The organism is Streptomyces sp. (genome assembly GCF_035645055.1).
In the GTDB taxonomy this organism is placed as follows: domain Bacteria; phylum Actinomycetota; class Actinomycetes; order Streptomycetales; family Streptomycetaceae; genus Streptomyces.
In genome coordinates, this window is record NZ_DASQNH010000088.1 from 27,715 (window position 1) to 53,048 (window position 25,334).

At 73.5% G+C, this 25,334-nt stretch carries 25 protein-coding genes; 15 read left to right on the forward strand and 10 right to left on the reverse strand.

The features are described 5' to 3' along the window. Nucleotides 1-23: 23 nt before the first annotated feature. From VE614_RS28505 to VE614_RS28520, 3 genes are all read right to left on the reverse strand, one after another. A complete protein-coding gene (locus VE614_RS28505; RefSeq protein WP_043497902.1) occupies nt 24-260 on the reverse strand; it encodes a hypothetical protein in 237 nt (78 codons plus the stop codon). 648 nt (nt 261-908) lie between these two features. After that, nucleotides 909-2,435, reverse strand: a complete 1,527-nt coding sequence (locus VE614_RS28515) for a helix-turn-helix domain-containing protein (RefSeq protein ID WP_324943361.1) — start codon at nt 2,433-2,435, stop codon at nt 909-911. 130 nt (nt 2,436-2,565) lie between these two features. Continuing rightward, entirely contained in the window at nt 2,566-3,078 is a 513-nt protein-coding gene (locus VE614_RS28520; protein WP_324943364.1) for a MarR family winged helix-turn-helix transcriptional regulator, read from the reverse strand. Between the two features lie 494 nt (nt 3,079-3,572). On the opposite strand from VE614_RS28520, the gene VE614_RS28525 reads away from it, so the two are divergent. The 4 genes from VE614_RS28525 to VE614_RS28540 all read left to right on the forward strand — a co-directional run bounded on the left by VE614_RS28525 (nt 3,573) and on the right by VE614_RS28540 (nt 8,014). Next, nucleotides 3,573-4,193, forward strand: coding sequence for an L-threonylcarbamoyladenylate synthase (locus VE614_RS28525; protein WP_324943367.1), 621 nt, complete (start codon nt 3,573-3,575; stop codon nt 4,191-4,193). A 107-nt stretch (nt 4,194-4,300) separates the two neighbouring features. Continuing rightward, nucleotides 4,301-5,059 carry a dienelactone hydrolase family protein gene (locus VE614_RS28530; RefSeq protein WP_324943370.1) on the forward strand — a complete coding sequence of 253 codons (759 nt, stop codon included), beginning with the start codon at nt 4,301-4,303 and terminating at the stop codon, nt 5,057-5,059. Nucleotides 5,060-5,215: 156 nt separating this feature from the next. Then, entirely contained in the window at nt 5,216-6,418 is a 1,203-nt protein-coding gene (locus tag VE614_RS28535; RefSeq protein ID WP_324943372.1) for a glycoside hydrolase family 64 protein, read from the forward strand. Between the two features lie 90 nt (nt 6,419-6,508). Beyond that, entirely contained in the window at nt 6,509-8,014 is a 1,506-nt protein-coding gene (locus VE614_RS28540) for a metallophosphoesterase family protein (protein ID WP_324943375.1), read from the forward strand. Nucleotides 8,015-8,036: 22 nt separating this feature from the next. Here VE614_RS28540 and VE614_RS28545 read toward each other — a convergent pair whose 3' ends face one another. Further along, nucleotides 8,037-9,605, reverse strand: coding sequence for a glycoside hydrolase family 32 protein (locus VE614_RS28545; RefSeq protein WP_324943378.1), 1,569 nt, complete (start codon nt 9,603-9,605; stop codon nt 8,037-8,039). Nucleotides 9,606-9,787: 182 nt separating this feature from the next. Between VE614_RS28545 and VE614_RS28550 the strand changes: the two genes are divergently transcribed. The 4 genes from VE614_RS28550 to VE614_RS28565 are packed head-to-tail and all read left to right on the forward strand — an operon-like array spanning nt 9,788 to nt 14,367. Next, nucleotides 9,788-11,194, forward strand: a complete 1,407-nt coding sequence (locus VE614_RS28550; protein ID WP_324943381.1) for an extracellular solute-binding protein — start codon at nt 9,788-9,790, stop codon at nt 11,192-11,194. Beyond that, nucleotides 11,191-12,144, forward strand: coding sequence for a sugar ABC transporter permease (locus tag VE614_RS28555; RefSeq protein ID WP_324943383.1), 954 nt, complete (start codon nt 11,191-11,193; stop codon nt 12,142-12,144). Before VE614_RS28550 ends, VE614_RS28555 begins: the two co-directional genes overlap by 4 nt. 13 nt (nt 12,145-12,157) lie before the next feature. Further along, the gene (locus VE614_RS28560; RefSeq protein ID WP_324943386.1) at nt 12,158-13,012 is read left to right on the forward strand and encodes a carbohydrate ABC transporter permease; all 855 of its coding nucleotides are present in this window, start codon (nt 12,158-12,160) and stop codon (nt 13,010-13,012) included. After that, nucleotides 13,009-14,367, forward strand: coding sequence for a glycoside hydrolase family 32 protein (locus tag VE614_RS28565; protein ID WP_324943389.1), 1,359 nt, complete (start codon nt 13,009-13,011; stop codon nt 14,365-14,367). Before VE614_RS28560 ends, VE614_RS28565 begins: the two co-directional genes overlap by 4 nt. A 13-nt stretch (nt 14,368-14,380) precedes the next feature. Here VE614_RS28565 and VE614_RS28570 read toward each other — a convergent pair whose 3' ends face one another. The 5 genes from VE614_RS28570 to VE614_RS28590 all read right to left on the reverse strand — a co-directional run bounded on the left by VE614_RS28570 (nt 14,381) and on the right by VE614_RS28590 (nt 18,402). Continuing rightward, nucleotides 14,381-15,445: a LacI family DNA-binding transcriptional regulator gene (locus VE614_RS28570; RefSeq protein WP_324943392.1), complete on the reverse strand. Its 1,065-nt coding sequence runs from the start codon at nt 15,443-15,445 to the stop codon at nt 14,381-14,383. A gap of 92 nt (nt 15,446-15,537) precedes the next feature. Beyond that, complete coding sequence (locus VE614_RS28575; RefSeq protein WP_324943395.1) at nt 15,538-16,563, reverse strand: alpha/beta hydrolase family protein; 1,026 nt, start codon at nt 16,561-16,563, stop codon at nt 15,538-15,540. A 172-nt stretch (nt 16,564-16,735) separates the two neighbouring features. Then, nucleotides 16,736-17,203: a peroxiredoxin gene (locus tag VE614_RS28580; RefSeq protein WP_324943398.1), complete on the reverse strand. Its 468-nt coding sequence runs from the start codon at nt 17,201-17,203 to the stop codon at nt 16,736-16,738. Beyond that, nucleotides 17,200-17,580 (reverse strand): DoxX family protein, encoded by a 381-nt coding sequence (locus tag VE614_RS28585; RefSeq protein WP_324943402.1) that lies wholly within the window; start codon nt 17,578-17,580, stop codon nt 17,200-17,202. The genes VE614_RS28580 and VE614_RS28585 overlap by 4 nt, the downstream gene beginning before the upstream one ends. Before the next feature lie 75 nt (nt 17,581-17,655). Beyond that, a complete protein-coding gene (locus VE614_RS28590) occupies nt 17,656-18,402 on the reverse strand; it encodes a helix-turn-helix transcriptional regulator (RefSeq protein WP_324943405.1) in 747 nt (248 codons plus the stop codon). A 111-nt stretch (nt 18,403-18,513) separates the two neighbouring features. Here VE614_RS28590 and VE614_RS28595 point away from each other — a divergent pair, with 111 nt between their 5' ends. Beyond that, nucleotides 18,514-19,617, forward strand: a complete 1,104-nt coding sequence (locus VE614_RS28595; protein ID WP_324943446.1) for an MFS transporter — start codon at nt 18,514-18,516, stop codon at nt 19,615-19,617. 10 nt (nt 19,618-19,627) lie between these two features. On the opposite strand, the gene VE614_RS28600 is transcribed toward VE614_RS28595, so the two are convergent. Then, nucleotides 19,628-20,134 carry a MarR family transcriptional regulator gene (locus VE614_RS28600; RefSeq protein ID WP_324943408.1) on the reverse strand — a complete coding sequence of 169 codons (507 nt, stop codon included), beginning with the start codon at nt 20,132-20,134 and terminating at the stop codon, nt 19,628-19,630. A gap of 163 nt (nt 20,135-20,297) precedes the next feature. Here VE614_RS28600 and ligD point away from each other — a divergent pair, with 163 nt between their 5' ends. The 6 genes from ligD (at nt 20,298) to hemC (ending at nt 25,321) form a co-directional block, all read left to right on the forward strand. After that, nucleotides 20,298-21,278, forward strand: a complete 981-nt coding sequence (gene ligD / locus VE614_RS28605) for a non-homologous end-joining DNA ligase (RefSeq protein WP_324943410.1) — start codon at nt 20,298-20,300, stop codon at nt 21,276-21,278. A gap of 151 nt (nt 21,279-21,429) precedes the next feature. Beyond that, nucleotides 21,430-22,206: an NPP1 family protein gene (locus VE614_RS28610; protein WP_324943412.1), complete on the forward strand. Its 777-nt coding sequence runs from the start codon at nt 21,430-21,432 to the stop codon at nt 22,204-22,206. A 106-nt stretch (nt 22,207-22,312) separates the two neighbouring features. Beyond that, complete coding sequence (locus VE614_RS28615) at nt 22,313-23,350, forward strand: questin oxidase family protein (protein ID WP_324943415.1); 1,038 nt, start codon at nt 22,313-22,315, stop codon at nt 23,348-23,350. A 7-nt stretch (nt 23,351-23,357) separates the two neighbouring features. Then, nucleotides 23,358-23,876, forward strand: coding sequence for a hypothetical protein (locus VE614_RS28620; protein WP_324943418.1), 519 nt, complete (start codon nt 23,358-23,360; stop codon nt 23,874-23,876). Further along, nucleotides 23,873-24,340, forward strand: a complete 468-nt coding sequence (locus tag VE614_RS28625) for a GNAT family N-acetyltransferase (RefSeq protein WP_324943421.1) — start codon at nt 23,873-23,875, stop codon at nt 24,338-24,340. Before VE614_RS28620 ends, VE614_RS28625 begins: the two co-directional genes overlap by 4 nt. Nucleotides 24,341-24,385: 45 nt before the next feature. Continuing rightward, nucleotides 24,386-25,321 carry a hydroxymethylbilane synthase gene (gene hemC / locus VE614_RS28630; RefSeq protein WP_324943424.1) on the forward strand — a complete coding sequence of 312 codons (936 nt, stop codon included), beginning with the start codon at nt 24,386-24,388 and terminating at the stop codon, nt 25,319-25,321. Nucleotides 25,322-25,334: the final 13 nt, after the last annotated feature.

Consider the following 25,334-nt stretch of genomic DNA (forward strand, 5'->3'; position numbering starts at 1 on the left):
CGGGCCGGGTGGGTGAGTACCCGTCAGCCGCCGCTGAGCCGGGCCCGCAGCAGTTCCTTGCCCAGCTCGGCACCCTTGCGGCTGTCCGCCTGGGCCTTGCGGAACAGCTCCGCGACCTCGGTGTCCTTCTCGCGCTCCGCGTCCTGGATGTACTGCTCCAGCCGCAGCGCGTTGCTGAGGCACGCCTCCACGTACCAGATGAGGTTGTAGTCCTTGTCCGCCGTGCCGGTCACACCGCCGGTCTCCGTGCTGCTGGTCACTCGGGCCTCCTCCTTCTGTGCGGGTCGATGTCTCGTAGCTCGAAGCTGCGGGCCGGGTACCCATCCTTCGGAGGGCCACACCAGGCGCGGCGTCCCACGAGGCGTCATGTCCCGTCGGGACAGATCTCCCGCCGGGACATGAGCGGCGTACGCTCGAAGACATGGTGGTGACGCCGTCCACGACCGAGGACGGCCGGCGGCGCGGCAGACCCGCTCCGCGCCGGCCGCCGCCGCCCTGGGGCTGGTCCCGCAGCGCGGTCTGGCGGCGACCACGGTCGAGGCGATCGCCGCCGAGCTGGGCATCCACCCACTGGGGCCGGGCGCGATGGCGGAGTACCCACTGGTCGACGACGCCCGGAATCCCGTGCCGTCGGAGGGGCTGGGCCCGGTGGCGGCGGTGCCGCTGACGGATGTGAGGCCGACGCCGTATCACGCCGTCGCTGGACGACGCCCCGCTCGCCTCCGAGCGGTCGCACTCGGGGAAGATCAGCGGCCGGGCGGTGAGCCTGCCCCACGGCCGAGCGGTGCCGCCGCGTGGGGGCGCGACCGGTCCCCCGCTCCGGTCGCGCCTTCCCTGCTGTGCCGAACCTACGTGCCGGGTGCGGCCCTTGGAAACCGCGCCGATGCCAGCTCCGGCACGCGGAGGACTCACCCGTGCACAGCCGAGTCCGGATTGTTCCGGTCTGCCGTGCGCAGGACGGGCTCGGGGAGGTCGCCGAGCGCCAGGTGGGCGAGGACGACTTCGTACAGGTCGCTGCCCGCGGCGAGGAGCTGGCGCTCCAGGACCGGTTCGGCGGCCCGGACGTGTTCGCGGACGGTCTGCGCGTGGACGCCCAGCCGCTGGGCGGCGCGTTCGGCGTTGCCGCCGGCGGAGATCCAGGCGCGCAGCGTGCCGCGCAGGTCGCGCCCGTCGGCGTCGAGTCGGGCCAGCAGGCCTTGGGCCCAGGCCCGCACCGCCGGTCCCGACAGCAGATCGCCCAGTCGGGTGCGGCCCGCCGCGGCGGGGTCGTGGAGGGTGCTGCCCAGCCCGGCCTGGGTGTTCAGGGCCAGGTGGACTGCGGCGCGCACGGCCAGCTCGGAGAGGTCGGTGCCCAGCAGTCCCTCCACGCGGTCCATGCGCGCGCGGACGGTGTTGCGGCTGACGCCGAGCACCTTCGCCGTGTTCACGGCGGTGAACTCCAGACCCAGCCGGGTGGTGGCGAGGAGTTCGGCGCGGACGTGGTGGGCGAGGCCGTCCAGGGGACGCAGCACGGCGAGGGTCCAGTCGCGCAGGGCGCCCGGGTCCATCAGGCGTTCCGGCCGGGTGCGTTCGGCGTACAGCGCGGCCCGGCCGGAACGGAAGCGGGCGACGGCCAGGGCGCTGACCGCCTGCCCGTAGGCGGCCGCCGTCCGGGCGAGGCTCTGCCGCGTGCTGCCGCCGAGGTAGGTACCGGGCCGGGCGTCGATCAGCGACCGCAGTTCGTCCGCGGCCGTCTCGCCCGGTACGACGACGATGACGTGGCCGTCCAGGGCGGGGCAGCGCACCACCAGGGCCCGCTCCCCCGTGGCGTGGAGACAGGCCTCGGCGAGCCGGTCGCGCTGCTCGGGGTGGCATTCGGCGACGTACACGCGGGCCGTCTCGGTGTCGAGGAGTCCGGGCCACAGCCCGGCTGCGACCCGGCGGGCTGAGACGGTGTCCTCGACCATGAGCAGTTGCAGGATCGCCAGCCGCAGGTCGGAGGCGGCCCGTTCGAGGCGGTGTCCGGCGGCGGTGGTCTCGTGGGCGCGCAGCAGCAGTTCCAGGGCGCCGGCGGTGTGGGTGACGATGTCCGCCGTACGCCGGTCGAAGGGCGCGGTGCGTGCCACGGTGAGCACGGCGGCCCGCGCGGGCTGCGGCAAGGTGACGCGGATCAGGCGGAGATGGCGTCCGTGGTCCTCCAGCGCGGCGGCGGCGATCCGGCCCGTCGCGATGTCCGCGGTGAGCGCCGGGTCCGCGGGGACCGGCCGGCCGGCCAGCGGGGTGCCGTCGGCGTCCGCCAGGCAGACGTCGGCGGCGACGGTCCGGGCGAGCCAGGCGACGACCCGGCGCGGGTCGCGCCCGGTGGGCCGCAGATGGTCCAGGAGTTCTTCCGCCCAGGTCGGCGCGGCGGTGTGGTGCGCGGCGCCCATGACGGCCCCGTGTGCCCGGCCGGCCATGTCGGCTTCTCCTCGTTCCTCGTGCTGCCGTCGTTCGTGAGGGGGGACGTTACCCCACCTCCGGCGGCCCCAGGGGCCGCGCGCGACCGGAGCAGGCACCACGCAGACGGCGCGGGGTCACCGGGGGGGGTCACACCCTCCCGGCGGGCAGGGCGGCCGTCACCGGGGACGCGGTCCGCGCGCGGTGGAGGTGACGGGTCAGCGACTTCAGGGCGCCCGTGGCGGCACCGAGGGCGTCCAGCTCGCCGTCGGTGAGGGCGGCCAGGGCCTCGCCGAGGTGGGCCTCTTCCAGCTCACGGACCTCGGCGAGGCGGCGCCGGGAGGTCTCGGTGAGGTGCAGGTGGGCGACGCGCTTGTCGTCGGGGTCCGGCCGGCGCTCCAGCAACTGCTGCTCGGTCATCTGGGAGACCAGGGCGCTGACGTTGTTCGGCTTCATCAGCAGGGCCTCGGCGGCCTCGCGCACCGTGCAGCCCTCCTGCTGCGCGACGAAGCGCAGCAGCATCAGCTGTCCCTCCGGTGGCTTGGGGTGCGGGAACTCCCGGCCGATCCGCCGGTCCAGAGCCCGATACAGCACGGGCAGGCAGGCCGCCAGCTCGGAGGCCACGCGGGTGGTGCGCTGCACGGGTGCGCCGGTGTCGGACATGACATCCAGGGTAGGTATCCAGCCATACCTACGTCAAAGCGGCCCGTCCGGTGCGCGGTGCGACCGCCCGACGGGACTGGCCCGGGGCCGCGAGCAGAGCGGCCGTCCGGCGGGCGGCGGAGGCCGGCCGGCAGGCCCGGCCAGCAGGCGGGAACCCACAACCGACCGCCGCGCGCCCGCCACCGCGATCGCGAAGGTGGACGCCGGCACCGACCGACAACCCCAGGACCCGCAGGCGGTGAACGCCACAACCGACCACCCGGGCCGGGGACGCCGGTCGGGGCCGGCAGGCCACGGAGGCCAGCCGTTAGGCACAACCGACGGGTGGACGGGCAGGCAGGCACAACCGGCGGGCAGGAGGCGGTGCGGTCGGCCGCGGGCGGTGGTGCCGACCGGAGCGGGCGCCCCGCCGCGTCACCGGTGTCGTGAACCGAGCGGTCGGCCGCCCGGGGGGGCTGACCGGTCCGGCGCGCGGGACGGCATAAGCTCGACGGATGGCGAAGTACTACGACGTGCACCCCGACAACCCCCAGGCGCGCACCATCGCGCAGATCGCCGACGGCGTCCGTTCCGGTGCGCTCATCGCGTACCCGACGGACTCCTGCTACGCACTGGGCTGCCGGATCGGCAGCCGGGACGGGGTCGACCGGATCCGCTCCATCCGCCGGCTGGACGACCGGCACCACTTCACCCTGGTGTGCGAGGACTTCGCACAGCTCGGCCAGCTCGTCCGGGTCGACAAGGACGTCTTCCGGGCCATCAAGGCGTCCACGCCCGGCAGTTACACCTTCATCCTCCCCGCGACGAAGGAGGTGCCGCGCGCCCTGATGCACCCGAAGAAGAAGACGGTCGGGGTGCGTATCCCCGACCATGTGGTCACCCAGGCGCTGCTCGCCGAACTCGGCGAACCCCTGCTGTCGAGCACCCTGCTGCTGCCCGACGAGGACGAGCCGATGACCCAGGGCTGGGAGATCAAGGACCGCCTCGACCATGCGGTGGACGCGGTGGTGGACTCCGGTGACTGCGGTACCGAGCCGACGACGGTCATCGACTTCTCCGGCGGCGAGGTGGAGATCGTCCGGCGGGGAGCGGGCGACACGGCGCGGTTCGAGTAGCCGCCGGGGCGGGCCCCGGCGTCCGGCGCCGGGCGTGCCACCATGGCCGAAGCCGGGCTCGCCGGGCCCGGCTTGATCGCCCAGCGCAGAGAGGTGACCCCACCACCATGACCGCCGTGCAGGGAACCGCCGTGGACATCCGCACCGAGGACGGCATCGCCGACGCCTACCTCGTCCACCCGGAGGACGGCGGTCCGCACCCGGCGGTGCTGCTCTTCATGGACGCCTTCGGGCCGCGCCCCGGGCTGCGGTCGATGGCCGACCGGCTGGCCGCCGCCGGGTACACGGTGCTGTTGCCCAACGTGCTCCACCGCGACGGGCGCGCCCCGGTGGTGGAACTGCCGGCGTTCATCGACGACGAGGCACGACCGCGGCTGTTCCGGCGTCTCGCCCCGCTCGTGCTCGCCCTGACCCCTGACGCGGCGATGGGGGACGCGGACGCCTTTCTGAGGTATCTCGCCGACTGCCCGGCGGCGGCGGACGGCCCGGTCGCGCTGGTCGGTTACTGCATGGGTGCCCAGCTCGCGCTGTACACGGCGGGCACCCACCCGGACCGGGTCGCGGCGGTGGCCGGGTTCCACGGGGCGCGGCTCGCGACGGAGCTGCCGGACAGCCCGCATCTGCTGGCCCACCGCATCACCGCGGAGGTGTATTTCGGGCAGGCCGAGAACGACTCCGCGGAGGAGCTGGAGCGGCTGGACAAGGCGCTGACCGAGGCGGGGGTCCGGCACCGCTGCGAGGTCTATCCGGGCACGCAGCACGGTTACACCCAGGCCGACACCTCCGCGTACCACGAGGAGGGCGACCGGCGGCACTGGGCGGCGCTGCTCGATCTGCTGAGCCGTACGTTCCGGCAGCTCCGCTGACACCGGCTCACCTCTCCGATCAGTTCCGGCCGTGTCGCACGCATTGACATGAGCGCGTCGCGGCGCGAATCTGAGAGCGCTCTCACGCACTGGTCCGGACCAAACTCGCACATCCCCTCCAGTCCCCCCACAGCGCTCCCCGCACGGAGGTGAGGCATGCTCGGATCCCTCAGACACCCCCGGACGGCGGCCCTGGCCGTCGCCGCCGCCCTGCTCGGCGGCCTGCTCACACTCGGCACACCCCCGGCCGCCGACGCCGCGGTTCCCGCCACGATCCCACTGAAGATCACCAACAACTCCGGTCGCGGCGACCAAGTCCACGTCTACGTCCTCGGCACCTCGCTGACCACCGGTCAGCAGGGCTGGGCCGACGCCGGCGGCACCTTCCACCCCTGGCCCGCCGGAGGAATCCCCCCCGTCCCGGCCCCGGACGCCTCCATCCCCGGCCCCGCCGCCGGCCAGTCCACGACGATCCGGATCCCCAAGCTCTCCGGCCGGATCTACTTCTCCTACGGCCGCAAGCTCGACTTCCGGCTCGCCACCGGCGGACTGGTGCAGCCCGCGGTGCAGAACCCGAGCGACCCCAACCACGACATCCTCTTCAACTGGTCCGAGTACACGCTGAACGACTCGGGGCTGTGGCTCAACAGCACGCAGGTCGACATGTTCTCCGCGCCGTACGCGGTCGGGGTGCGGCGCGCCGACGGGTCCACGGCGAGCACCGGACGGCTCAAGCCGGGCGGCTACAACGGGGTGTTCACGGCCCTGCGCGCCCAGCCGGGCGGCTGGGGCGGCCTGTTGCAGACGCGGTCCGACGGAACCGTGCTGCGGGCGCTGTCCCCGGCGCACGGGGTCGGGACCGGGAGGATCCCGGCGTCCGTGATGGACGACTACATCAACCGCGTATGGCAGAAGTACGCGACCACCACCCTGACGGTCACCCCGTTCGCCGACCGGCCGCAGACCACGTACCAGGGCCGGGTGTCGGGCGGCGTGCTGCGCTTCACCAACAGCGCGGGAGTGGTCGTGACCAGCTTCCAGAAGCCGGACGCCGACAGCGTCTTCGGCTGCCACAAGCTGCTCGACGCGCCCAACGACGAGGTCCGCGGTCCGATCTCCCGCACCCTGTGCGCGGGCTTCAACCGGTCGACACTGCTGGTCAACCCCAACCAGCCGGACAGCTCTTCCGCCGCGTTCTACAAGGACGGGGTGACCAACCACTACGCGCGGATCATCCACGAGCGGATGGCCGACGGGAAGGCGTACGCGTTCGCCTTCGACGACGTCGGCCACCACGAGTCCCTCGTCCACGACGGCGCTCCGCAGCAGGCATATCTGACGCTGGATCCGTTGAGCTGACCAACTCGGCGTGACGAGGCGCGAGATGGGGCCGGGGATTCCTCCCAGGTCCCGTCTCGCGCCGCATTCGATCATCATTACGATGCACTGGTGTCTGACTCTTCACGTGATACCGCGGAAGGCGCGGGCTGGGGCGCGCCCGAACCCGGCGACTACCGGCAGCTGGTCCCGGACCAGTGCCAGAGGCTGTCGTGGCTCGACCCCAGGACGCTGTGGCTCGCCCGCAACGGCATGCTGGCGTCCTGGTTCGGCGACCCCACGGGCCGTACCCGAAGCCGCTGGGTGCAGCAGCAGGCGGCGGCCGGGGCGCCCGCGGACAAGGTGATCCGGCGCTCGGACCCCGACCGCTTCGCGTTCCTGGTGGCCGGGGACACGGGCGAGGGCGGCGATCCGCAGTACGCGGTGGTGCCGGGCCTGTTGCGGGTGGGCCAGGACACCCAGTTCATGGTCATCGCGAGTGACGTCATCTACCCCGTGGGCGCCACGGACGACTACGGCGACAAGTTCTTCCGCCCGTACCAGGACTATCCGGCGCCGATCTACGCCGTCCCCGGGAACCACGACTGGTACGAGGACCTGCACGGTTTCATGCGCGTCTTCTGCGACGACGCGCCGCCGCTGCCGCCCTCGCCCCGGCCCCGCGCGCTGACCCGGGCCTGGCTGCGCGACCGGCTGTGGCACCGGCCGGGCCCGGCCGACGAGGCGGGTTTCGCCCAGGCCCGCAAGCTGCGCTCCGCGCCCGCCCAGTTCTCCGTCCAGCCCGGCCCGTACTGGGCGATCGACGCCGGGCCGATCCGGATCGTGGGCATCGACACCGGGCTGCTCGGCACGCTCGACGCCGAGCAGGGCGCCTGGCTGCGCGAGGTCTCCCGCGACCCGCGCCCGAAGATCCTGATCACCGGGCGACCGCTGTACGCCGACGGCACGCACCGCCCGTGCCCCATCGAGGGCGGCGGCACGGTCGACGAGATCGTCCGCGACCCCGCGCACCGCTACGTCGCGGCGATCGGCGGCGACATCCACAACTACCAGCGCTATCCGATACGGGTGGACGGGGGTCGCACCATCCAGTACGTCGTCGCGGGCGGCGGCGGGGCGTTCACCCACGCCACCCACACCATCCCCCCGGTGCAGGTGGCCGGCCTGACGGAGGACGACTTCCGCTGCTACCCCCTGCGGGGTGACTCCCTGGCCTTCTACAGCCGGATCTACGCCCGCCGCACCCGGCTGCGGCGCTTCTTCACCCTCACCGAAGCGGAGGCCGCGGCCGTCGTCGCCGAACGCCTCGACGGCCGGCCCGCCCGCACCCCGGGCGCGCCGGCCCCCGTCACCCGCCGCACGCGCCTGGTCGCCGCCCTGCTCGGCACCGGCCGCCGACCGCGCCGTGCCGCCCGCTTCCGCCTCCCCGTCCGCAAGCTCTACACCGGCCTGCTCTCCCCCGGCTGCGCCACCCACGCCCCGCCCTTCTTCAAGTCGTTCCTGCGGATCGACGTCGCCCCCGACGCCCTGCGTCTGCGCTGCCACGCCGCGACGGGCCACCGCGCCCAGGAACTCGATCCGCCGGTGGAGGACGAGGTGACCATCCCGCTGACCTGAACCGACCCGGCGACGTCGGCGCTCAGGTCGTGAACTCGCGTATCACCGTGTTCCGGAACACGGCCCGGCCGTCGATGGTGAACAGCGCCAGACGCGCGTCGATGAGGTAGGGGAACACCTCGGAGGTGTGGACGTACCGGCCGTCGTCCACGAACATCTCCACCGAGGTCCGGTCCACCAGGATCCGCAGCCGTACCCGGCGTGCCGACGGATCGAACGGACTCCTGCTCTCCTGCCAGCGCCCGGAGGCGTCCGGGTTCACGGTGGTCCGGCGGTTGAGGAAGGCGTAGTCGCGGTGGACGCCGGCGTCGACGTGCCGGACGCCGTCGGCGGAACGGCGCAGTTGCAGGCCGGCGCCGGTGAGCTGGTCCCAGGTGATCTCGCAGCTGATCTCGTAGGCGGTGCCCCGGTGATCGAGGACGCGGGTGCCCTCGACCTCGATGTCGCCGAGCTTCACCGTGCGGGAGACGTACCGGTCGAGGGCGGCGACCGGGCGGGAGGCGAGGTAGAGGGTGCCGGAGGCGGCGCGCTTCAGGGTGATCTCCCGGACGATGGAGTCGGTGCCGTTGAAGCCGTCGGTGTCGATGGTGGGCGTGGTGTGGGCGTAGTCCCAGTTGTTGAGCCAGCCGATGGCGTGGCGGGCGCGCTCGTCGAGGGTGCCGGTGGCGTTCCGCTTCTCGAAGGTGACGGCGCCGTACCAGTCCCAGCCGTGGTCGAGCCACTGCGGGTCGGCGGCGTCGGGGGTGAAGGCGCTGCCGTCGAAGGCGCCGGTCCAGTACGCGTAGGTGTTCGGCAGTCCGGAGCCCTTGCCGTTGGCGCTGACCCCGAGCACCCACTTTCCGGTGCCGTCGTCGGCGGTGATGCGGAACAGGTCGGGGCATTCGAGGACGCCGATGCCCTCCTTGACGAACCCCCCGGCGTACGTCCAGGCCTTGAGGTCGGACGAGTGGTAGAAACCGACCTTGTCGTTCTCGGCGAGCGCCATCACCCACCGGCCGCGTTCCTCGTCGCGGACGACCTTGGGGTCGCGGAAGTCGCGCACGCCGGGGTTGGGCAGCACCGGGCCGGTGCCGTACGGGCGGAAGGTACGGCCGTTGTCGGTGGAGTAGTAGAGGTACTGGGCCTGGGTGTGGGCGCCTTCCACGGGTTCCATGGTCGCCAGCACGACGACCGCTCCCGCTCCGAAGCCCGCCGTGTTCTCCGTGTCCACGACCGCCGAGCCCGACCAGACGTCGCCGTTGGGCGTGGTGTCCTTGGGCACGGCGATGCCCCGGTCCGTGAAGCGGACCAGGTCGGTGCTGGTGACCAGGCGCCAGGCGGTGCCGGCGGTGGTGCCGCCGGTGAAGTAGTCGGAGTTGTACAGGTAGTAGTAGTGGTATTCGCCGTCGATCCAGACCGGGCGCTGCGGGTCGTTCTTCCACTGGTCGGGGACGGTGAAGTGGTAGGCGGCACGGTAGCGGGCGCAGCCCGGGGCGGCGGCCCGGGGTTTCGCGGCGGCGGGCGCCGGTGGCAGGAGCGCGGCACCGGCGCCCGCGGCGGATCCGGTGAACAGTGCTCTTCTGGACAGGTCTTTTCCGGACAGTCCACGCATCACATCGTTCCTCTCGACGGGCGAGCGGCCTGACGGCGGCTCGGGAACGGCGGCCCGGTGGAACCAGGACTGTAGACCTAACTCGTTAAAGGTCAAGGGGTTCCCGACTCTTGACAGGGCTGTGACGCGCTTTTCATCATCGTCGGCATCAGTTCTCAGCTAACACGAGTTAGGCCTGTTCGATGACCGACTCGCACACCCGCCGCACCCTGCTGCGGTACGGCGCCTACGGCACGGCCGCCGCCGCGCTGGCCGGCACCGCCGTCTCCTGGGACCGGCTCACCGGGGCCGACATCCCCGGCCGCGACGACGGCTCCCTGGTCGTCGCCACCCTCGGCCCGGCCTACGGCCCGGCCGCCGTGCGCACCCTCACCGAGGGCTTCGCCGAGCTGCACCCCGGCATCAAGCTCCGGATCAACGCGGTGCAGGCCGTCGACTGGTCGGACTTCTTCGCCAAGATCCTCACCCAGATCGCCGCGGGCACGGCTCCCGACCTGGTCTATGTGGCGACCGAGGGCGTGCAGCTGTTCGCCCGGCGACTGGGGGTGGCGCTGGACCGCTGGGTCCGGCGGGACGCCGCCGAGCTGCGCGAGTACTTCGCCGACGTCCACCCCTCGCTGGTGGAGTCGATGATGTACGAGGGGAGCCTCTACCAGCTGCCGGTGGAGTTCAACGCGGCGGACGTCTACCTCAACCGGCAGGTGCTGCGGCGGGCCGGTGCGGACCATCCACCGGCCGACTGGACCCGCGACGACTTCACCGCGCTGCTGCGCCGCATGAAGAAGGCGAGCGACTCGCGCTTCACCCCGTACTTCTGGACCAACCGGCTGTGGGGCGGGGTGGTGCCCTGGCTCTTCGCGAACGGCACCAACCTGCTCGCCGAGTCCAAGGCACCCGGCGGCGACTGGCTGTGGGAGACCTTCTACCCGGCGGACCGGCGCCGGGGCCGCGGCGGCGGGTTCCGCTGGACCACGCCGCAGGCGACCGGCGCCCGCTTCGAGGAGACGTACGACTATCTGGCCTCGCTCATCGAGGAGGGCCTGTGCACGCGCCCCGAGGGCGGCAACGGGCAGAACCTCGTCGGCGTGTTCTCCACGGGCCGGGTGGGGGTCACGCCCGCGGGCGGCTTCTGGGCGGGTGGCCTGCACCAGGCGGGCATGCCGTCCGACGCGTACGACGTGCAGTACTTCCCGCGCTGGCGCACCCAGCGCCACCAGTTCGGCGCGGCGGGTTACGCGCTGTTGCGCACCTCGAAGCGGCAGGACGAGGCGTGGGAGTTCATCAAGTACGCCGTCCGCCGGGACACCCTGACCCGGCTGTTCACGACCAACCAGACGACCCCGGCGCGCCGTTCGATGCTGACCGCCGGCCGATACCGGGAGACGGGCCCGGACCACTGGCGGGTCTTCTACGACACCCTCGACCGGTTCCCCGACACGGGGCCGATCCCGGCGCCGCCGCAGGTCGCGGAGGTCGAGCAGGTGCTGCTCAAGCACACCGGCACCGCCCTCGCCGCCCCGCGCGCGGTGCGTCCGGCGCTGCGCCGGCTCCAAGGCGATCTGGAGAAGGCCATGGAGCGTGGGATATGACGGACCCCCAGGTCCCGCCGCGGGAGCGGCACCCGGCGCCCCGGCCGCCCGCCGTCGCGGTACGGCCGGCGCCACGCGAGCGCGGCACGCGGCTGCTGGCCGCCCTGTTCCTGGCCCCCACGATCGTCGGCATCGTCGTCTTCACGGTGGTCCCGATCGCCGGCTCGGTGGTGCTGAGCCTCTTCCACTGGAACGTGATCGACTCCCCGCGTTTCGCGGGGGCGGCCAACTACGGGGAGGTCTTCGGGGATTCCACCGTCCTGGTCTCCTTCCGAAACACCCTGGTCTTCATGGTGCTGGCGGTCGTGCTGCAGCTGCTGATCGCGCTGCTGCTGGCGATCACGGTGGACGGGCGGATGCCGGGATGGCTGCGGTCGGTGTTCCGGTCGGCGTTCTTCTTCCCGCTGGTGCTGTCCGCCGCGTCCATCTCGGTGGTGATGAAGTACCTGTTCAACCAGGACTTCGGGGTGGTGAACTGGCTGCTGGGCCTGGTCGGGATCGCGCCCGTGCCCTGGCTGACCTCGGAGCACGGGGCGATGGCCACGGTGATCCTGGTCTATGTCTGGCAGCAGTTCGGCTTCTCGTTCCTGCTGTTCGTGGGCGGGCTGAACAACATCCCGAAGGAGGTCCACGAGGCCGCCGCGCTGGACGGGGCGACCGGCCCGCGCAAGCACCTGCACATCACCCTGCCGCTGCTGTCGCCCACGCTGCTGGTGGCGTCCGTGGTCGGCATCATCAACGCGCTCCAGGTCTTCGAACAGCCGTACGTGCTGACCGACGGCGGTCCCGGCGACTCCACCCGCACCGTCGTGATGGTCATCTACGAGACGGCCTTCGAGCAGCTGCGGTTCGGCACCGCGTCCGCGGTGGGCGTGCTGCTGTTCGTGCTGATCATGGCGGTCACCGCCCTCCAGTTCCGGCTCAGCCGGCGTTTCGTCCACTACCAGTGAGCCGGGTGAGTCCATGAGCCACACGACCCTGACCGCCGGCCGGGTGCGGCACTCCCTCGCGCCCTGGGCGCGGATCGCCGGTCTGTCCGTCTGCGCCCTGCTGACCCTCGGCCCGGTGATCTGGACCGTCTCCACCTCGCTGCGCGTTCCCGCCGAGTCCTTCGGCCTGCCACCCAGGATCATCCCGGCCGAGCCGACCGCCGAGTCCTATCGCGGGGTTTTCGACCAGATCGACGTCTGGCTGCTCGCCCTGAACTCCACGCTGGTGACGGCGCTGATCGCGGTCGGCCAGATGATCACGGCGGGGCTCGCCGGATACGCCTTCGCCCGACTGGAGTTCCGGTTCAGGAAGCCGCTGTTCGGGCTGGTCCTCGCGACCATGATGGTGCCGTTGCAGGTCACCATCGTGCCGGTGTTCCTGGTGCTGAAGTCGATGGGGCTGACCGACACCCTGCTCGGCCTGATCGTCCCCGCCTTCCCGACCGCGTTCGGCACCTTCCTGATGCGTCAGTACTTCCTCGGCATGCCCAAGGACCTCGGCGAGGCCGCGATGCTCGACGGAGCGGGTCCGTGGCGGGTGTTCCGGTCCGTCTACGCCCCGCTGGCGGCGCCCGGTCTGGCGATCGTCGGCGTGCTCGCCTTCAACTACCACTGGAACGAGTTCTTCCGCCCGCTGATCCTGGAGACCTCCGGCCAGAACTACACCCTGCCGCTGGGTCTCGTCTCCCTCCAGGGCAATCTCGGCACCGGCTCCGTCTCGGTGGTGCTCGCCGGTGTCGTGCTGTCCATGATCCCCGCCGTCGCCGTGTTCGTCGTCGGCCAGCGCCCTCTCCGTGAGGGCATCACCTCCGCAGGAGTCAACCGTTGAGCCCCGACCCCAACGCCCCGCGCTTCCGGGTCCGACCGCCCGCCAACTGGGTCAACGACCCGAACGGGCCGTTCCGCTGGCGTGGCCGCTACCACCTCTTCTACCAGCACAACCCGAACGCCCCCGTGCACGCCGACGTCCACTGGGGCCACGCCTCCAGCCCGGACCTGGCCCGCTGGGAGCATCACCCCGTCGCGCTCACCCCGACGCCCGGCGGGCCCGACGAGGCGGGCTGCTGGTCCGGCTGCACGGTCGACGACGACGGTGTGCCGACGGTGGTGTACACGGGCATCGACCGCCACCACACCGGCCTCGGCGCGATCTGCCTGGCCCGCGCGGCCGATCCCGGCGACCCGGCCCTGACCGAGTGGCGGCCGCGGCCCGTTCCGGTGGTGTCCGGGCCGCCGGCCGGGCTGGACGTGGTGATGTTCCGCGACCCGTTCGTCTTCCGGCACGCCGGGCGCCGCTGGGCCCTGGTCGGCGCGGGCCACGCCGACGGCACCCCGTCGGTGCTGCTCTACGATTGCGCCGACCTGTCCGACTGGCGGTTCGCCGGGGTGCTGCTGGACGGCAACGACCCGGTGGCCGTGGACGCGTTCGGCGACAAGGCCGTCGGCTGGGAGTGCCCGCAGCTGTTCAGGACACCGGGCGGCACGTGGGTGCTGGTGGTGTCGCTGTGGGACGGCGACCCTGGTGCGACGGGCTACCTGACGGGGAGACTGACGCACGCCGGCGAACGGGAGCTGTCCTTCCTCCCCCGCACCGGCGGGACCCTCGACCACGGCCGTGACTTCTACGCGCCCGCCGTCCTCCAGGAGCCGGAGCGGACGCTGATGTGGGGCTGGTCCTGGGAGTCCCGCGAGCCGGGCGAGGCCGAGCGGGCCGGCTGGGCGGGAGTCCTCACCGCGCCGCGGGTGGTCGACGTGCAGGCCGACGGCAGCCTGCGGGTCGTACCGGCCCCGGAGCTGGACCTGCTGCGGGCGCCGGATCCGTTCGTCACCGCACCCGGCGTGGGGACCCGGCTGCCGGACGCGTACGACCTCACGGTCACCGCCCGCGCGGTCACGACCGTCCGCCTGGGCGACGGGCTGTCGCTCCGGCTCGATCCCGCCGGGGGCGGCCTGACCGTGCGGAACGCGGCGCGCTCCGCGCCGGTGGAGGTGCGGGTGCCGAGCGGCGCGGAGCTGAGGGTGCGGGTCCTCGTCGACGGTTCCCTGTACGAGGTGTTCGCGGGCGACCGGGCCGCGCTCACCGAGCGGGCCTACCGGCGCCCCGGCGTCGCACCCGGGCTGAGCGTCACGGGCGCCGGGGCCGCCGTCACGGCGTGGGAGCTGGTTCCGCCCGCTCTGAACTGACCGTCGGACGGGCTCACCCAGCGGGCGCGCGGCCCACCGAGGCCCGGGTCACGACCGGGCAGGCCAGGCGGCGGACGGTGGCGGGCGGGGTGCGGCCGGTGGCGATGGCCTCCAGGAGGAGACGGGCGGCGGCCTCGCCCATCTCCCGGTGCGGCAGCGCGACCGTGGTCAGGGCCGGGGTGAGGAAGGCGGCCATATGCTCCTGGTCGTCGTAGCCGACCACGGAGAGATCGCCGGGGACGGTGATGCCGAGCCGGGTCGCGGCGTGCAGGACGCCCGCCGCGACCCGGTCGTTGTAGGCGAAGATCCCGGTGGGGCGGCGGGCCGGGTCGGCCCCGTCGAGCAGCCGCATGGCGCCCTCGTGGCCGCCGGCGATCTCACCGCCGGTGCGTACCACCCACTCCCTGGGGACGGTGATCCCCTCGGCGCGCAGCGCGTCCCGGAAGCCGCGCAGCCGCTCCACCGACGCGATGTCGTCGAGGCCGCCGATGTGGGCGATCCTGCGGTGCCCCTGCTCGAGCAGCAGCCGGGCCGCCGTCCGGCCGCCGGCCCGCTCGGCGGGGATGACGGCGGGCAGGGAGTCGTCCCCGGGCAGGCAGTTGGCGAGGACGGAGTGGGTGCGGTGCAGTCCCTCGGGGACGCGGACCCGGCGCAGCGACATGGCGGCGTAGATGATGCCGTCCACCCGCCGGTCGAGGAGTTCGGCGACGGCGGCGTCCTCCTTGGCCGGGTCGCCGCCGGAGTCGATGGTGAGCACCAGGTGCTCGCTCGCCCAGGCGGTCTCCATGGCGCCGCGCAGCAGCCGCCCGGCGAACGGGGAGGACGCGATCTCGTCGGTGACCAGCCCGATCACGGCCGTGCGGCGGCGGCGCAGGCCGCGGGCGACCGGATCGGGGCGGTAGCCGAGCTGGGCGGCGGCCTGCCGGATGCGTTCCTGGGTGGCGGGCGAGAGGTTGCCCTCGGCGCGGCCGTTGAAGACGAACGAGACGGCGGTGTGGGACACACCGGCGAGCCGGGCGACGTCCCGTGAGGTGGGACGCCCGGGTCCCGTCGTGTGCCTGTCCCCGGCGCTCGTCATGCCGTCCGCTGCCCTCTGCTTCCCCCGCCCGTGCGGTTGATCACCGCTCAGCCTATCGGCGTGCGGGCGGTGGGGGTCCGCCCGCTGGGTGTTCAGCGCAGGTGGCGGTCGAAGAAGTCCATGGTGATGTCCATGGACTCCCGCCACCGCCCGTAGAAGGTGTGTCCCTCCCCCTCGTGGGTGACCAGGCGGACGTCCTTGCCGGCCGCCTCGAACGCGGCGGTGGTCTGCCGGGACCAGCGCAGTGGGCAGGTGGTGTCGGCCGTGCCGTGGTGGATGAGCAGCGGTTCGGTGACCCGGTCCACGTAGGTGACGGGCGAGACCTCCCGCCAGAACCGCGGGTTCTCCTCGGGGCTGCCGTGGGCCGCCTCGATCTCGGCGACGACCGGATCGCCCTCGGGGCGCTGGAAGCGGTCGATGTTCTCGGCGGGACGTGCGCTGACCGGGGCGTACACCACGGCCGCGTCGACCAGTCCGGGGGCGACGACCAGCGTGTTGTACACGACGCCGCCGCCCATGGACCGGCCCAGCAGGCCGATCCGCTCACGGTCGACCTCGGCGCGGCTGGCGGCGCGCAGGGCCTTGACGGCCGCGATGACGTCCTCGGTGTAGCCGAGGCGGAGGTTGACGTCGTTGTCGGGGTCGTCGTCGGAGCGGGCGTGGTTGCGGTAGTCGGTGTGCAGGACGACGTAACCGTGCCGGGCCAGCAGATCCTGTTCGCGGGCGAGGCCGCGGCCCGTGGTGTAGACCGCCGGATCGATGTAGCCGTGCGCCAGCACCAAAGCCGGGAAGGGCCCCTCGCCCTCGGGGATGTTCAGCAGACCCGAGACGGTCAGCCCGTTCGCCTCGTAGGTGATCGCGTACGAGGTGTAGGCGTCGGTGCGGGCCAGTACGGCGCCGAGGCGGAGAGCGGATCCGCGGTGCTCGCGGGCCATGAGGGCGGGAAGGGAGACGGGGTGCGGCGGTGTGGGGGTGGCGCTGGCGGGGGTGGCGCCGCCGGGCGTGGCGGTCGTCGTCGGCATGGTGGGCCGGGGCGCGCCACGCTCCTCGTCCGCACAGCCGACGGCGGCCGTCAGCAGCAGACAGACGGTGACGCAGGCCTTGCCCAGCAGCCGCATACCCCTCAGTATCGCGCCGCCCCGCCTTCGCCGCCCGGCCTTCCCCGCTCCCGCCTAGTGGCCGGCCCCCGGGCGCGGCTCCAGGAGATCCACTGCGCAGTCGTGGCCGCTCGGGGTGCGGATGACGGTGTGGATGTGCTGCCGCGTGGGCGTACCGTTCATGCGGCCGCCCTCACCCGCGGTGGGCGCGGAGCGCGGCCAGGGCGCGGTCGGCGTGGGTGTTCATGCGCAGTTCGCTGCGGACGACCTCCAGGACCGTGCGGTCCTGTCCTATGACGAAGGTGACCCGCTTGGTGGGCACCAGGGTGAACCCGCGCTTCACACCGAAGCGTTCGCGGATCGCGCCGTCCGCGTCGGACAGCAGCGGGATGCCGAGGGTGTGCCGCCCGGCGAACTCCTGCTGGCGTTCGACGCTGTCGCCGCTGATGCCGACCGGTTGGGCGCCGACGGCGGCGAACTCGGCGGCCAGGTCGCGGAAGTGGCAGGCCTCGGCGGTGCAGCCGGGGGTGAGGGCGGCGGGGTAGAAGAACAGCACCACCGGTCCCTCGGCGAGGAGTTCGGTGAGGCTGCGGGTGACCCCGTTCTCGTCGGGCAGGGAGAAGTCGTCGACCGTGTCGCCGACGTTCACTCGGGTGCTCATGACCGTCCCTCCGTGTTCTTCGCGACGCTGCGGGCCCACAGCACGAGCGGCAGTTGCAGGGGCAGCCGTCCGTAGGCGGCGGCCTTGAGCGGGGTGGGGCGGTCCCGCCAGTCGAGGGCCATCTTCACGTTGGCGGGGAAGACGCCGACGAAGAAGGCGGCCGTGGACAGGGCGGCGGCCTTGCGGGTCCTGGGCAGCGCCAGGCCCGCCGCGAGGGCGAGTTCGGCGACTCCGCTGGCGCGGGTCCACGCCCTCGGCTCGCCCGGCAGGGCGCGCGGGACGATCGCGTCGAAGGTGCGTGGTGCGGCGAAGTGGGCGACGCCCGCGGCGGCCAGCAGGCCGGCGAGCAGCAGGGGCGAGCGTGCGGACCGTGACACGGTTCCTCCTCGGTTGCGGCTGCCGCCGGATCGTACCGGACGGTAACGGCGGGGCGGCCGCCGCCCCCTGATCCGTCAGTCCCGGCGCTGGTGGGCGCCGGGTGTGGAGCCGAACGAGCGCCGGAAGACCTCGATGAAGGCGCTGGCGGAGGACCAGCCGCAGCGGTGGGCGACGGTGGTGACGGGCGTTCCGTCGGCGAGCATCCGCAGGGCGTGGTAGAGCCGGGACTGCGTGCGCCACTGGGGGAAGGTCATGCCGAACTCGCTGCGGAACAGCCGGCTGAGGGTGCGTTCGCCGGTGCCGGTCGCGGCGCCGAGCTGGGCGAGGGTGCGGGGCTCGGCGGGATCGGCGTGCACGAGGGCGCAGACGGCGGCCAGCCGCGGGTCTTCGGGGCGGGGCAGGACCAGGGGCTGCTGCGGGGAGGCGCGCAACTGGTCGCGCAGGACGGCGAGCAGCCGACGGCGCTGCGGCCCGGTGTCCTCGGGGTCGCGGGTGTAGGCGCGGATCAGTTCGCGCAGCAGCGGGCCGACGGTGAGGACCGTGGGGGTGTCCAGGCCGAGGGGGTTGTCGTGGGCGGGCAGCCCGACGAGGTGCAGCTCCAGGTGGCCGTGGGCGCGGTGGGCGTGGACGGTGCCGGCGGGGACCCAGATGGCGCGGGTGCCGGGGGCGAACCAGGTGCCGGCGTCGGTGGTGACGGCGAGCACGCCGGAGCCCGCGTAGACGATCTGGTGCTCGTCGTGCCGGTGCGCGTCGATGCGGTCGCCCGCGGCGAGCCGCTGGGCGCGGGTGGGCGCCTTCGGCGTATGGCGGATGTCCGGCACGATCGGGCAGTTTATCGAAAGCGGGACAGCGGGCCGGGGCGCGACGATCACATCGTGACCGAACAGAAGACCGAGTCGTTGTCCTCGTCCCGATCCCGACCGATCACGCTGATGTCCCTGGGCCACGCCTGCGTCGACGTGTACCAGGGCGCCGTCGCCGCGCTGGTTCCGTACTTCGTCGCCGAGCGCGCCTACACCTACGCCGCCGCCTCGGGGATCGTGCTGGCCGCCTCCCTGCTCTCCTCGGTGGTGCAGCCGCTGTTCGGGGCGCTCACCGACCGGCGGGAGCTGCCGTGGCTGCTGCCGCTCGCCGCGCTGGCGGGTGGTGCCGGGGTGGCGCTGTCCGGGCTCGGCGGCTCCTACGTCCTCACCCTGGCGGCGGTCGCGCTGTCCGGGGTGGGTGTCGCCGCGTACCACCCGGAGGCGGCGCGCGTGGCGCGGCTCGCGGCGGGTGGCAGCCATACGGCCATGGGATGGTTCTCGCTCGGCGGCAACGTGGGCTTCGCGCTGGCCCCGCCGCTGGTGTGGGCGGTGGTGGCCGGCGGCGGCCTGGGCGCCTCTCCCCTGCTGGCGGTGCCCGCGCTGGCGGGGGCGGTGCTGTGCGCGGCGGCGGTCCGGGCCGTGGGGCCCCGGGCGCGGCAGACCGCAGGGGCGCGGGCGGAAGGGGGGCGCGACGACTGGCCGTCCTTCCTGCGGCTGTCGGGCGCGGTGGTGTGCCGTTCGATCGTGTTCCTGGGTCTGAGCACCTTCGTGGCGCTGTACGTCCGCGAGCGCACGGGCGGCGGGGAGGCCGCGGGTACGGCGGCGCTGTTCGTGCTGTACGCCGGGGGCGCGGTGGGCACCGTGCTGGGGGCCCGGCTGGCCGAGCGGTACGGCCGGCTGACGGTGGTGCGGCGCTCGTACGCGCTGACCGTGCTCGCCGTGGCGGGGGTCCTCCTGGCGCCCGGCCCGGCGGTGTACGCGTTCGTCGCGCTGGCCTCCGCCGGGCTGTACGTGCCGTTCGCGCTGCACATCACGCTGGGTCAGGACTATCTGCCGGGGCGGGTGGGCACCGCGAGCGGGGTCACGCTGGGGCTGACCGTGAGCGTCGGAGGGCTCGCGGCCCCCGCGCTGGGCGCGCTCGCGGACGCCGCCTCGCTGCGGTTCGCCCTGGCGCCGCTCGTCGTCCTGCCCGCCGTGGGCGTGCTGCTGCTGCGGGGGCTGGCCGAGCCCTGAGCGGTGGGGGTCAGGCGGTGGCCCTCGCCTCGGGCTCCTCGTCGGCGGCGTACGCCACGAAGTCGTCGACCATGCGGTGGAAGAGGGTGGCGAGCTGCCGCAGGTCCTCGGGCGACCAGTGGGCGAGGGCCGACTGCATGCCCCGCGCGCCGGCCTCCCGGATCCGGTCGATGGCCCGCCGCCCCGCCTCGGTGAGCCGGATGCGCAGGGCGCGCCGGTCGTCGGGGTCGGGGACGCGGCTGACGTAACCGGCCTTCTCCAGCTGCTGCACGGTGCGGGTGACGTGGGAGGCCTCGACGCCGAGCCGCTGGGCCAGCTCCCCCGGGCGCACCGGCTCGGTGTCCGCGATCTGGCGCAGCAGGGCCACGGCGGCACGGTCCAGCGGGACCTCGGCGAGGGCCATCAGCCGGTCATGCTGCCTGGCGCGGGTGCCGAGGTAGGTGACGCGGGTGAACGCCCGCTCGATCTCGGCGACTTCGGGAGACGCGGGGACGTCGGGGAGCGACGGTGTGGGCATACGGCCCACTTTACTCTTTCATTGCCTGACTCAAGTAACTCGTGGCCCGGGCGTTCCCGCGGGACCGGGCGAGGTGCGGTGCGGACCGGGCGCGCGGCGCCGTTCAGGCGAAACCGCCGGGCGACACGCGTGACGCGGTCCCCCGCCGTCGACATCTCAAGCCGTGACCCTGCCGCTGATCGCCCCCATGCTCGCCACCCCCGGCACCCTGCCGCCCGCCGCCCAGGACGCGCGCTGGGCGTACGAGACCAAGCAGGACGGCCAGCGCGTGGTGGTGTATCTCGCGGGAGACGGTGAAGTGGTGCTGCGCGCCCGGTCCGGGGAGGAGATCACCGCCGCCTATCCCGAGCTGCGGCCCCTCGGCGACGCCCTGGGCGGCACCCCCGCGGTCCTCGACGGCGAGGTCCTGGCGCTGGACGAGCAGGGCCGCGCCGACTTCCAGCTGCTCCAGTCGCGGATGGGCCTCGCCCACGCCCCCGCCCGGGCGGCGCGCCGGGCGGCCCGGGTCCCGGTGCATCTCGTGCTGTTCGACGTGATGCACCTCGCGGGCCGCTCCCTGATCCGCCTGCCGTACACCGAGCGGCGCGCGCGACTGCTGGAACTGGACTTGCGGGGGCCGTTCTGGTCCACGCCGGGGGCGCTGGTGGGACACGGCGAGGCGGCGCTGCGGGCCACCCGCGAGCACGGTCTGGAGGGGCTCGTCTGCAAGCGGCTGGACTCGGTGTACGAGCCGGGGATGCGGTCCCGCGCCTGGATCAAGATCCGCAACATGCGGGGCGAGGACGTCATCGTGGGCGGTTGGCTGCCCGGCAAGGGCCGGCTGACCGGGCTGCCGGGCGCGGTGCTGGTCGGCCAGCGCGCCGCGGGCACGCTGCGTTACGTGGGGAGCGTGGGCACGGGCTGGAGCGAGGCCGAGCGGACCGAGCTGGCCGCGCTGCTCAGCGAGCTGGCGACCGAGGTCTGCCCGTTCCGGCCGAGGCCGTCGGCGCCGGGCGCGCACTGGGTGCTGCCCCGGCTGGTGGGCGAGGTGCGGTACAGCACCCGCACCCGGGCGGGGCTGCTGCGCCAGCCGTCGTGGCTGCGGCTGCGGCCGGACCTCACCCCCGAGGAGTCGTCGGCCGACCTGCCGGACAGCGCCGTCTGACGGCTCACCAGAGGCCGACACCGTTTCTTGAACCGCGCTTCACCGCCGCGACTTCTGTGATCCCTTGGCACGGGCGGGTTTTACCGGGATCCTGAACTGCCTTTCCCCCCACAGCCGTTGGGCTGCGCCCGGATTCCCCGAGGAGGACGCAGTGTCGTCGCAGAAGTCCGTTCCGCACCGCAGAAGATGGCTCACCGGTCTCGCCGGGGCCGCCGCTCTCGTCGTCGCCTTCCCCGCCACCGCCTTCGCCGCCCCGCCGCCCGCGCTGCCCGCCAACGCGGAGGCCGCCGAACGCGCCTACCAGCCCGCGTTCGACTACGACACGGACGGCTGCTACCCGACGCCCGCGATCAGCGCGGACGGCACCGTCAACGGCGGGCTCAGCCCGACCGGCGCCCTCAACGGCAACTGCCGGGACGCCTCCGACCTGGACAACACCAACAGCTACTCCCGCTCCAAGTGCAACAACGGCTGGTGCGCCTACCTGTACGGCCTGTACTTCGAGAAGGACCAGGCGCTGGCGGGCACGAGCATCGGCGGGCACCGGCACGACTGGGAACATGTCGTGGTCTGGGTGCAGAACGGCCAGGTGCGGTACGTCGCGACGTCCAATCACGGCTCGTTCACCGTCACCGCCGCCTCCGGGGTGCGCTTCGAGGGCACCCACGCGAAGGTCGTCTACCACAAGGACGGCATCAGCACCCACTGCTTCCGCCTGGCCAACGCGAACGACGAACCGCCGGAGAACCACGAGGGGACCTGGCAGTATCCGCCGCTGGTCGGCTGGAACGGCTACCCGGCGGGCGTGCGGGAGAAGCTGTCCGCATACGACTTCGGCAGCGCCCACTTCGGCCTGAAGGACGGCAGCTTCACCAGCCACCTGGCGTCGGCGAAGCCGTCGGGAATCTCCTTCGACCCGTACGCCTAGCGTTTCCGTTCCCCCGTCTCGGCCTCAGGGCTTAGGCCCTGGGGCGTGGCGCGGGTCCGCCCCGGGGCCGATCACACGGCGTCGCCGCTGCCGTAGCGTCCGGCGCATGACCATGAGCGACACGAGCGGACGGCTCGACGAGGCCTTCGAACGACTGCACACTTCCGGTCCGGAGTTCCGGGGCTGGCTCAGCAACCACGCTCCCATGGTGGTCGAGTCGCTGGCCGCGCACGGACAGGCCGGGGCCGTGCACCGCTGGCTGGACCTGTACGACGACCGGCTGGAGGAGTTCCCGGCCCGGATGGAGCCGGTCACCGACGCCGACTGGCGTCAGGCGCTGGGCGATCCCCGGCGGGCCGCCGACTGGGTCGACCACTTCACCCGCGCCGTCACCGACCGCCCGTGGCGCGCCGTGCTCGCCGAGTGGTGGCCGCGCCTGCTGCCCGGGCTGTACGCCGGCGCGACCCACCCGGTCATCCGGGTCGGCCATGCCGTACGGGCCCTACAGGCTCAGGAGAACGAGCCGCGACGGACCGAACTCGCCCACGCCCTCGGCTACTGGGCGGCCCGCCACCTCCCCGTCTCCGGCATCGAGCCGCTGCCGGGCGCGCCGAGCGCCGCCCGCAGCCTGGACGCCGTGCCGCCGGTCGAGCCCGCGGAGGGCGGCTACCTCGCGCGACTGGCCGCCGTACGGCGCCTGCCCTTGTGGGCGGACGGCGTGACGGACCCGGACACCGCCCGCGACCGGCTCGCCGAACTCGTCCGGGCCGCCACCCACCGCTACGCCACCCACGGCCACGGTGACGCGACGATGCTCGTACACGCGGCCACCGCCCCCAACGCCGTGCTGCGCACGCTGGACGCCCTCCCCCGCGAGCTGTGGGCGCCGAGCCTGCACGCCGCCTGGACGGCCTCCGCGGCGGTGACCGCGATGTACGCCCCGAGCGAGCCGGTCGATTATGCGCCGCCCGCCCGTCTGACTGCCGGGGAGGTCGTCGAACGCGCCCTCGCGCACGGCGACGAGCACGTCATCAAGTTCGCCGACACCGCTCTCGACGTCGGCGACGAGCGGGCACTGGCCGCCGCCCAGCGCGCGGTGGAGCTGAGCGAACCCCTGGTCCGAACCCGCTCCCACGGCGGATGATGGCCGCATGGATCATGATGACAAGCTGCCTTCGGCGGTCGCCGCCGACGCGCTGCTCGCCCTGGCCGACGGCCATCACGCCCGCACCGTCCGCCCGGTCGGCACCCGGGAGGCGGCCGGGCACCTGGTGAAGACGTACGCCCTCCAGGCGCCGGGCCGCACGGTCGCCGAGCCGGACGTCGAGGCCGCGCTGCGGCTCGCCGAGGCCCATCTGGCGCTCGGCGGGCAGCGGGGCTCGCTCGGGCTCTCGGTGCTGATCGTGCACGCGGGCGGGGACGGCGACTATGTGCTGGTCCACACCTGGATCGAGGGGCACATGGCGGACCTGGCCGTCTTCACGGGCCCGGCCGGGCGGCCCGGGCTGCTGCGGCCGGGGCGGGCGGGGCTCGCGCCCTGTGTGTGGGAGGCGGCGCTGCTGGCACACGAGCGGGAGGCGTTCTCCCGGCACGTCCTGGACGGCACCGGCCCGCTGTCCGGCCGGGTCGCCGCCTGGAGCGCGGACACCGTCGAGGGGACGGTGCGATGAGCGGCCCGCCCGTGGTGCGGCACGCCCGGCCCGCCGATCTGCCCAGGGTGGCCGAACTGGCCCGGCTGCACGCCGAGTACGAGCGGGCCGCGCCGCCCGCGCCGGACCTCGCGGGGCGCCTGGGCACCCTCCTGTTCGGCACCCCGGCTCCGCGCCTGCGCTGCCTGGTCGCCGAGGCACCCGGGGGCGAGGTCGTCGGCTACGCCACCTGCGTCGCCGAACTGTCCACCTGGGACGGCCGCGAGTATCTGCACCTGGACTGCCTGTTCCTCGTCCCCGCCCACCGCGGCCAGGGGCTCGGCGCCCTGCTCATGGACGCGGTGACCGCCGAGGCCCGCGCCCTCGGCCTGGCCGAGGTGCAGTGGCAGACGCCCGGCTGGAACGAGGGAGCGGTCCGCTTCTACGAACGGCTGGGCGCCCGCGCCCAGGAGAAGGTCCGCTTCACTCTGGCCGTCGGAAACTGACGCCGCGTCGGGACCCGCTGGGCCGGAGGGTCTATCGTGTCCGCCATGTCCGTTCCGGAGCTGATCCGTATCGTCTCACGCGACTCGCCCATGGCCCTGGCCCAAGTGGAGCGGGTACGCGCGGAGTTGACCGCCCTGCACCCCGGTGTGCGCACCGAGGTCGTGCCCGTGAAGACGACGGGTGACAAGTGGCTGGGGGACCTGTCCCTGGTCGAGGGAAAGGGCGCCTTCACCAAGGAGGTCGACGCCGCGCTGCTGGCCGGCGCGGCCGATCTGGCGGTGCACTGCGTCAAGGACGTGCCCGCCGACCGGCCGCTCCCGGCGGGCACGGTGTTCGCCGCGTTCCTGAAGCGCGACGACATCCGTGACGCGCTGGTGCACCCCGGCGGTCTCACCCTCGACGAGCTGCCGGACGGGACCCGGATCGGCACCTCCTCGGTGCGCCGGATCGCCCAGCTGGCCGCCACCCACCCGCACCTGGAGTGCGTGCCGTTCCGCGGGAACGCCAACCGGCGGCTGGCGAAGCTGGCGGCGGGCGAGGCGGACGCCCTGCTGCTCGCGGTGTCCGGTCTGGAGCGCATCGGCCGCCGGGACGTGATCAGCGAGGTGCTGTCCCCGGAGGCGATGATGCCGCCCATCGGCGCGGGCATCCTCGCCCTGCAGTGCCGCGAGGACGACACGGCCCTGATCGACGCGGTCAGCGCCCTCGGCGATCCCGCGACGCACCGGGAGGCGACCGCGGAGCGGATGTTCCTGCACGTCCTGCAGGGCCACTGCAACAGCCCGATCGCCGGCTACGCCCGCGTGGACCGCGGCGGCGAACTGTCCCTGCGGGCGTGTGTGTTCACCCCGGACGGCAAGACCCGGCTGAACGCCCACGAGTGGGCCGGCCGGCTGGACGCCGCCACCCTCGGCACCTCGGTCGCGGTGGCGCTGCTGCGGCAGGGTGCCCGGGAGATCATCGACGGCATCCCGCACTGACCGGCGGTCCGGA

Excerpts from the sequence above, each read along its gene's own strand:
- VE614_RS28535 (WP_324943372.1), top strand. The coding sequence starts at position 5,216 with ATGCTCGGATCCCTCAGACACCCCCGGACGGCGGCCCTGGCCGTCGCC.
- VE614_RS28530 (WP_324943370.1), top strand. The coding sequence starts at position 4,301 with ATGACCGCCGTGCAGGGAACCGCCGTGGACATCCGCACCGAGGACGGC.
- VE614_RS28555 (WP_324943383.1), top strand. The coding sequence starts at position 11,191 with ATGACGGACCCCCAGGTCCCGCCGCGGGAGCGGCACCCGGCGCCCCGG.
- hemC (WP_324943424.1), top strand. The coding sequence starts at position 24,386 with ATGTCCGTTCCGGAGCTGATCCGTATCGTCTCACGCGACTCGCCCATG.
- VE614_RS28595 (WP_324943446.1), top strand. The coding sequence starts at position 18,514 with ATGTCCCTGGGCCACGCCTGCGTCGACGTGTACCAGGGCGCCGTCGCC.
- VE614_RS28615 (WP_324943415.1), top strand. The coding sequence starts at position 22,313 with ATGACCATGAGCGACACGAGCGGACGGCTCGACGAGGCCTTCGAACGA.
- VE614_RS28575 (WP_324943395.1), bottom strand. The coding sequence starts at position 16,563 with ATGCGGCTGCTGGGCAAGGCCTGCGTCACCGTCTGTCTGCTGCTGACG.
- VE614_RS28560 (WP_324943386.1), top strand. The coding sequence starts at position 12,158 with ATGAGCCACACGACCCTGACCGCCGGCCGGGTGCGGCACTCCCTCGCG.
- VE614_RS28515 (WP_324943361.1), bottom strand. The coding sequence starts at position 2,435 with ATGGCCGGCCGGGCACACGGGGCCGTCATGGGCGCCGCGCACCACACC.
- VE614_RS28520 (WP_324943364.1), bottom strand. The coding sequence starts at position 3,078 with ATGTCCGACACCGGCGCACCCGTGCAGCGCACCACCCGCGTGGCCTCC.
- VE614_RS28525 (WP_324943367.1), top strand. The coding sequence starts at position 3,573 with ATGGCGAAGTACTACGACGTGCACCCCGACAACCCCCAGGCGCGCACC.
- VE614_RS28600 (WP_324943408.1), bottom strand. The coding sequence starts at position 20,134 with ATGCCCACACCGTCGCTCCCCGACGTCCCCGCGTCTCCCGAAGTCGCC.
- VE614_RS28545 (WP_324943378.1), bottom strand. The coding sequence starts at position 9,605 with ATGCGTGGACTGTCCGGAAAAGACCTGTCCAGAAGAGCACTGTTCACC.
- VE614_RS28625 (WP_324943421.1), top strand. The coding sequence starts at position 23,873 with ATGAGCGGCCCGCCCGTGGTGCGGCACGCCCGGCCCGCCGATCTGCCC.
- VE614_RS28620 (WP_324943418.1), top strand. The coding sequence starts at position 23,358 with ATGGATCATGATGACAAGCTGCCTTCGGCGGTCGCCGCCGACGCGCTG.
- VE614_RS28570 (WP_324943392.1), bottom strand. The coding sequence starts at position 15,445 with ATGACGAGCGCCGGGGACAGGCACACGACGGGACCCGGGCGTCCCACC.
- VE614_RS28580 (WP_324943398.1), bottom strand. The coding sequence starts at position 17,203 with ATGAGCACCCGAGTGAACGTCGGCGACACGGTCGACGACTTCTCCCTG.
- VE614_RS28550 (WP_324943381.1), top strand. The coding sequence starts at position 9,788 with ATGACCGACTCGCACACCCGCCGCACCCTGCTGCGGTACGGCGCCTAC.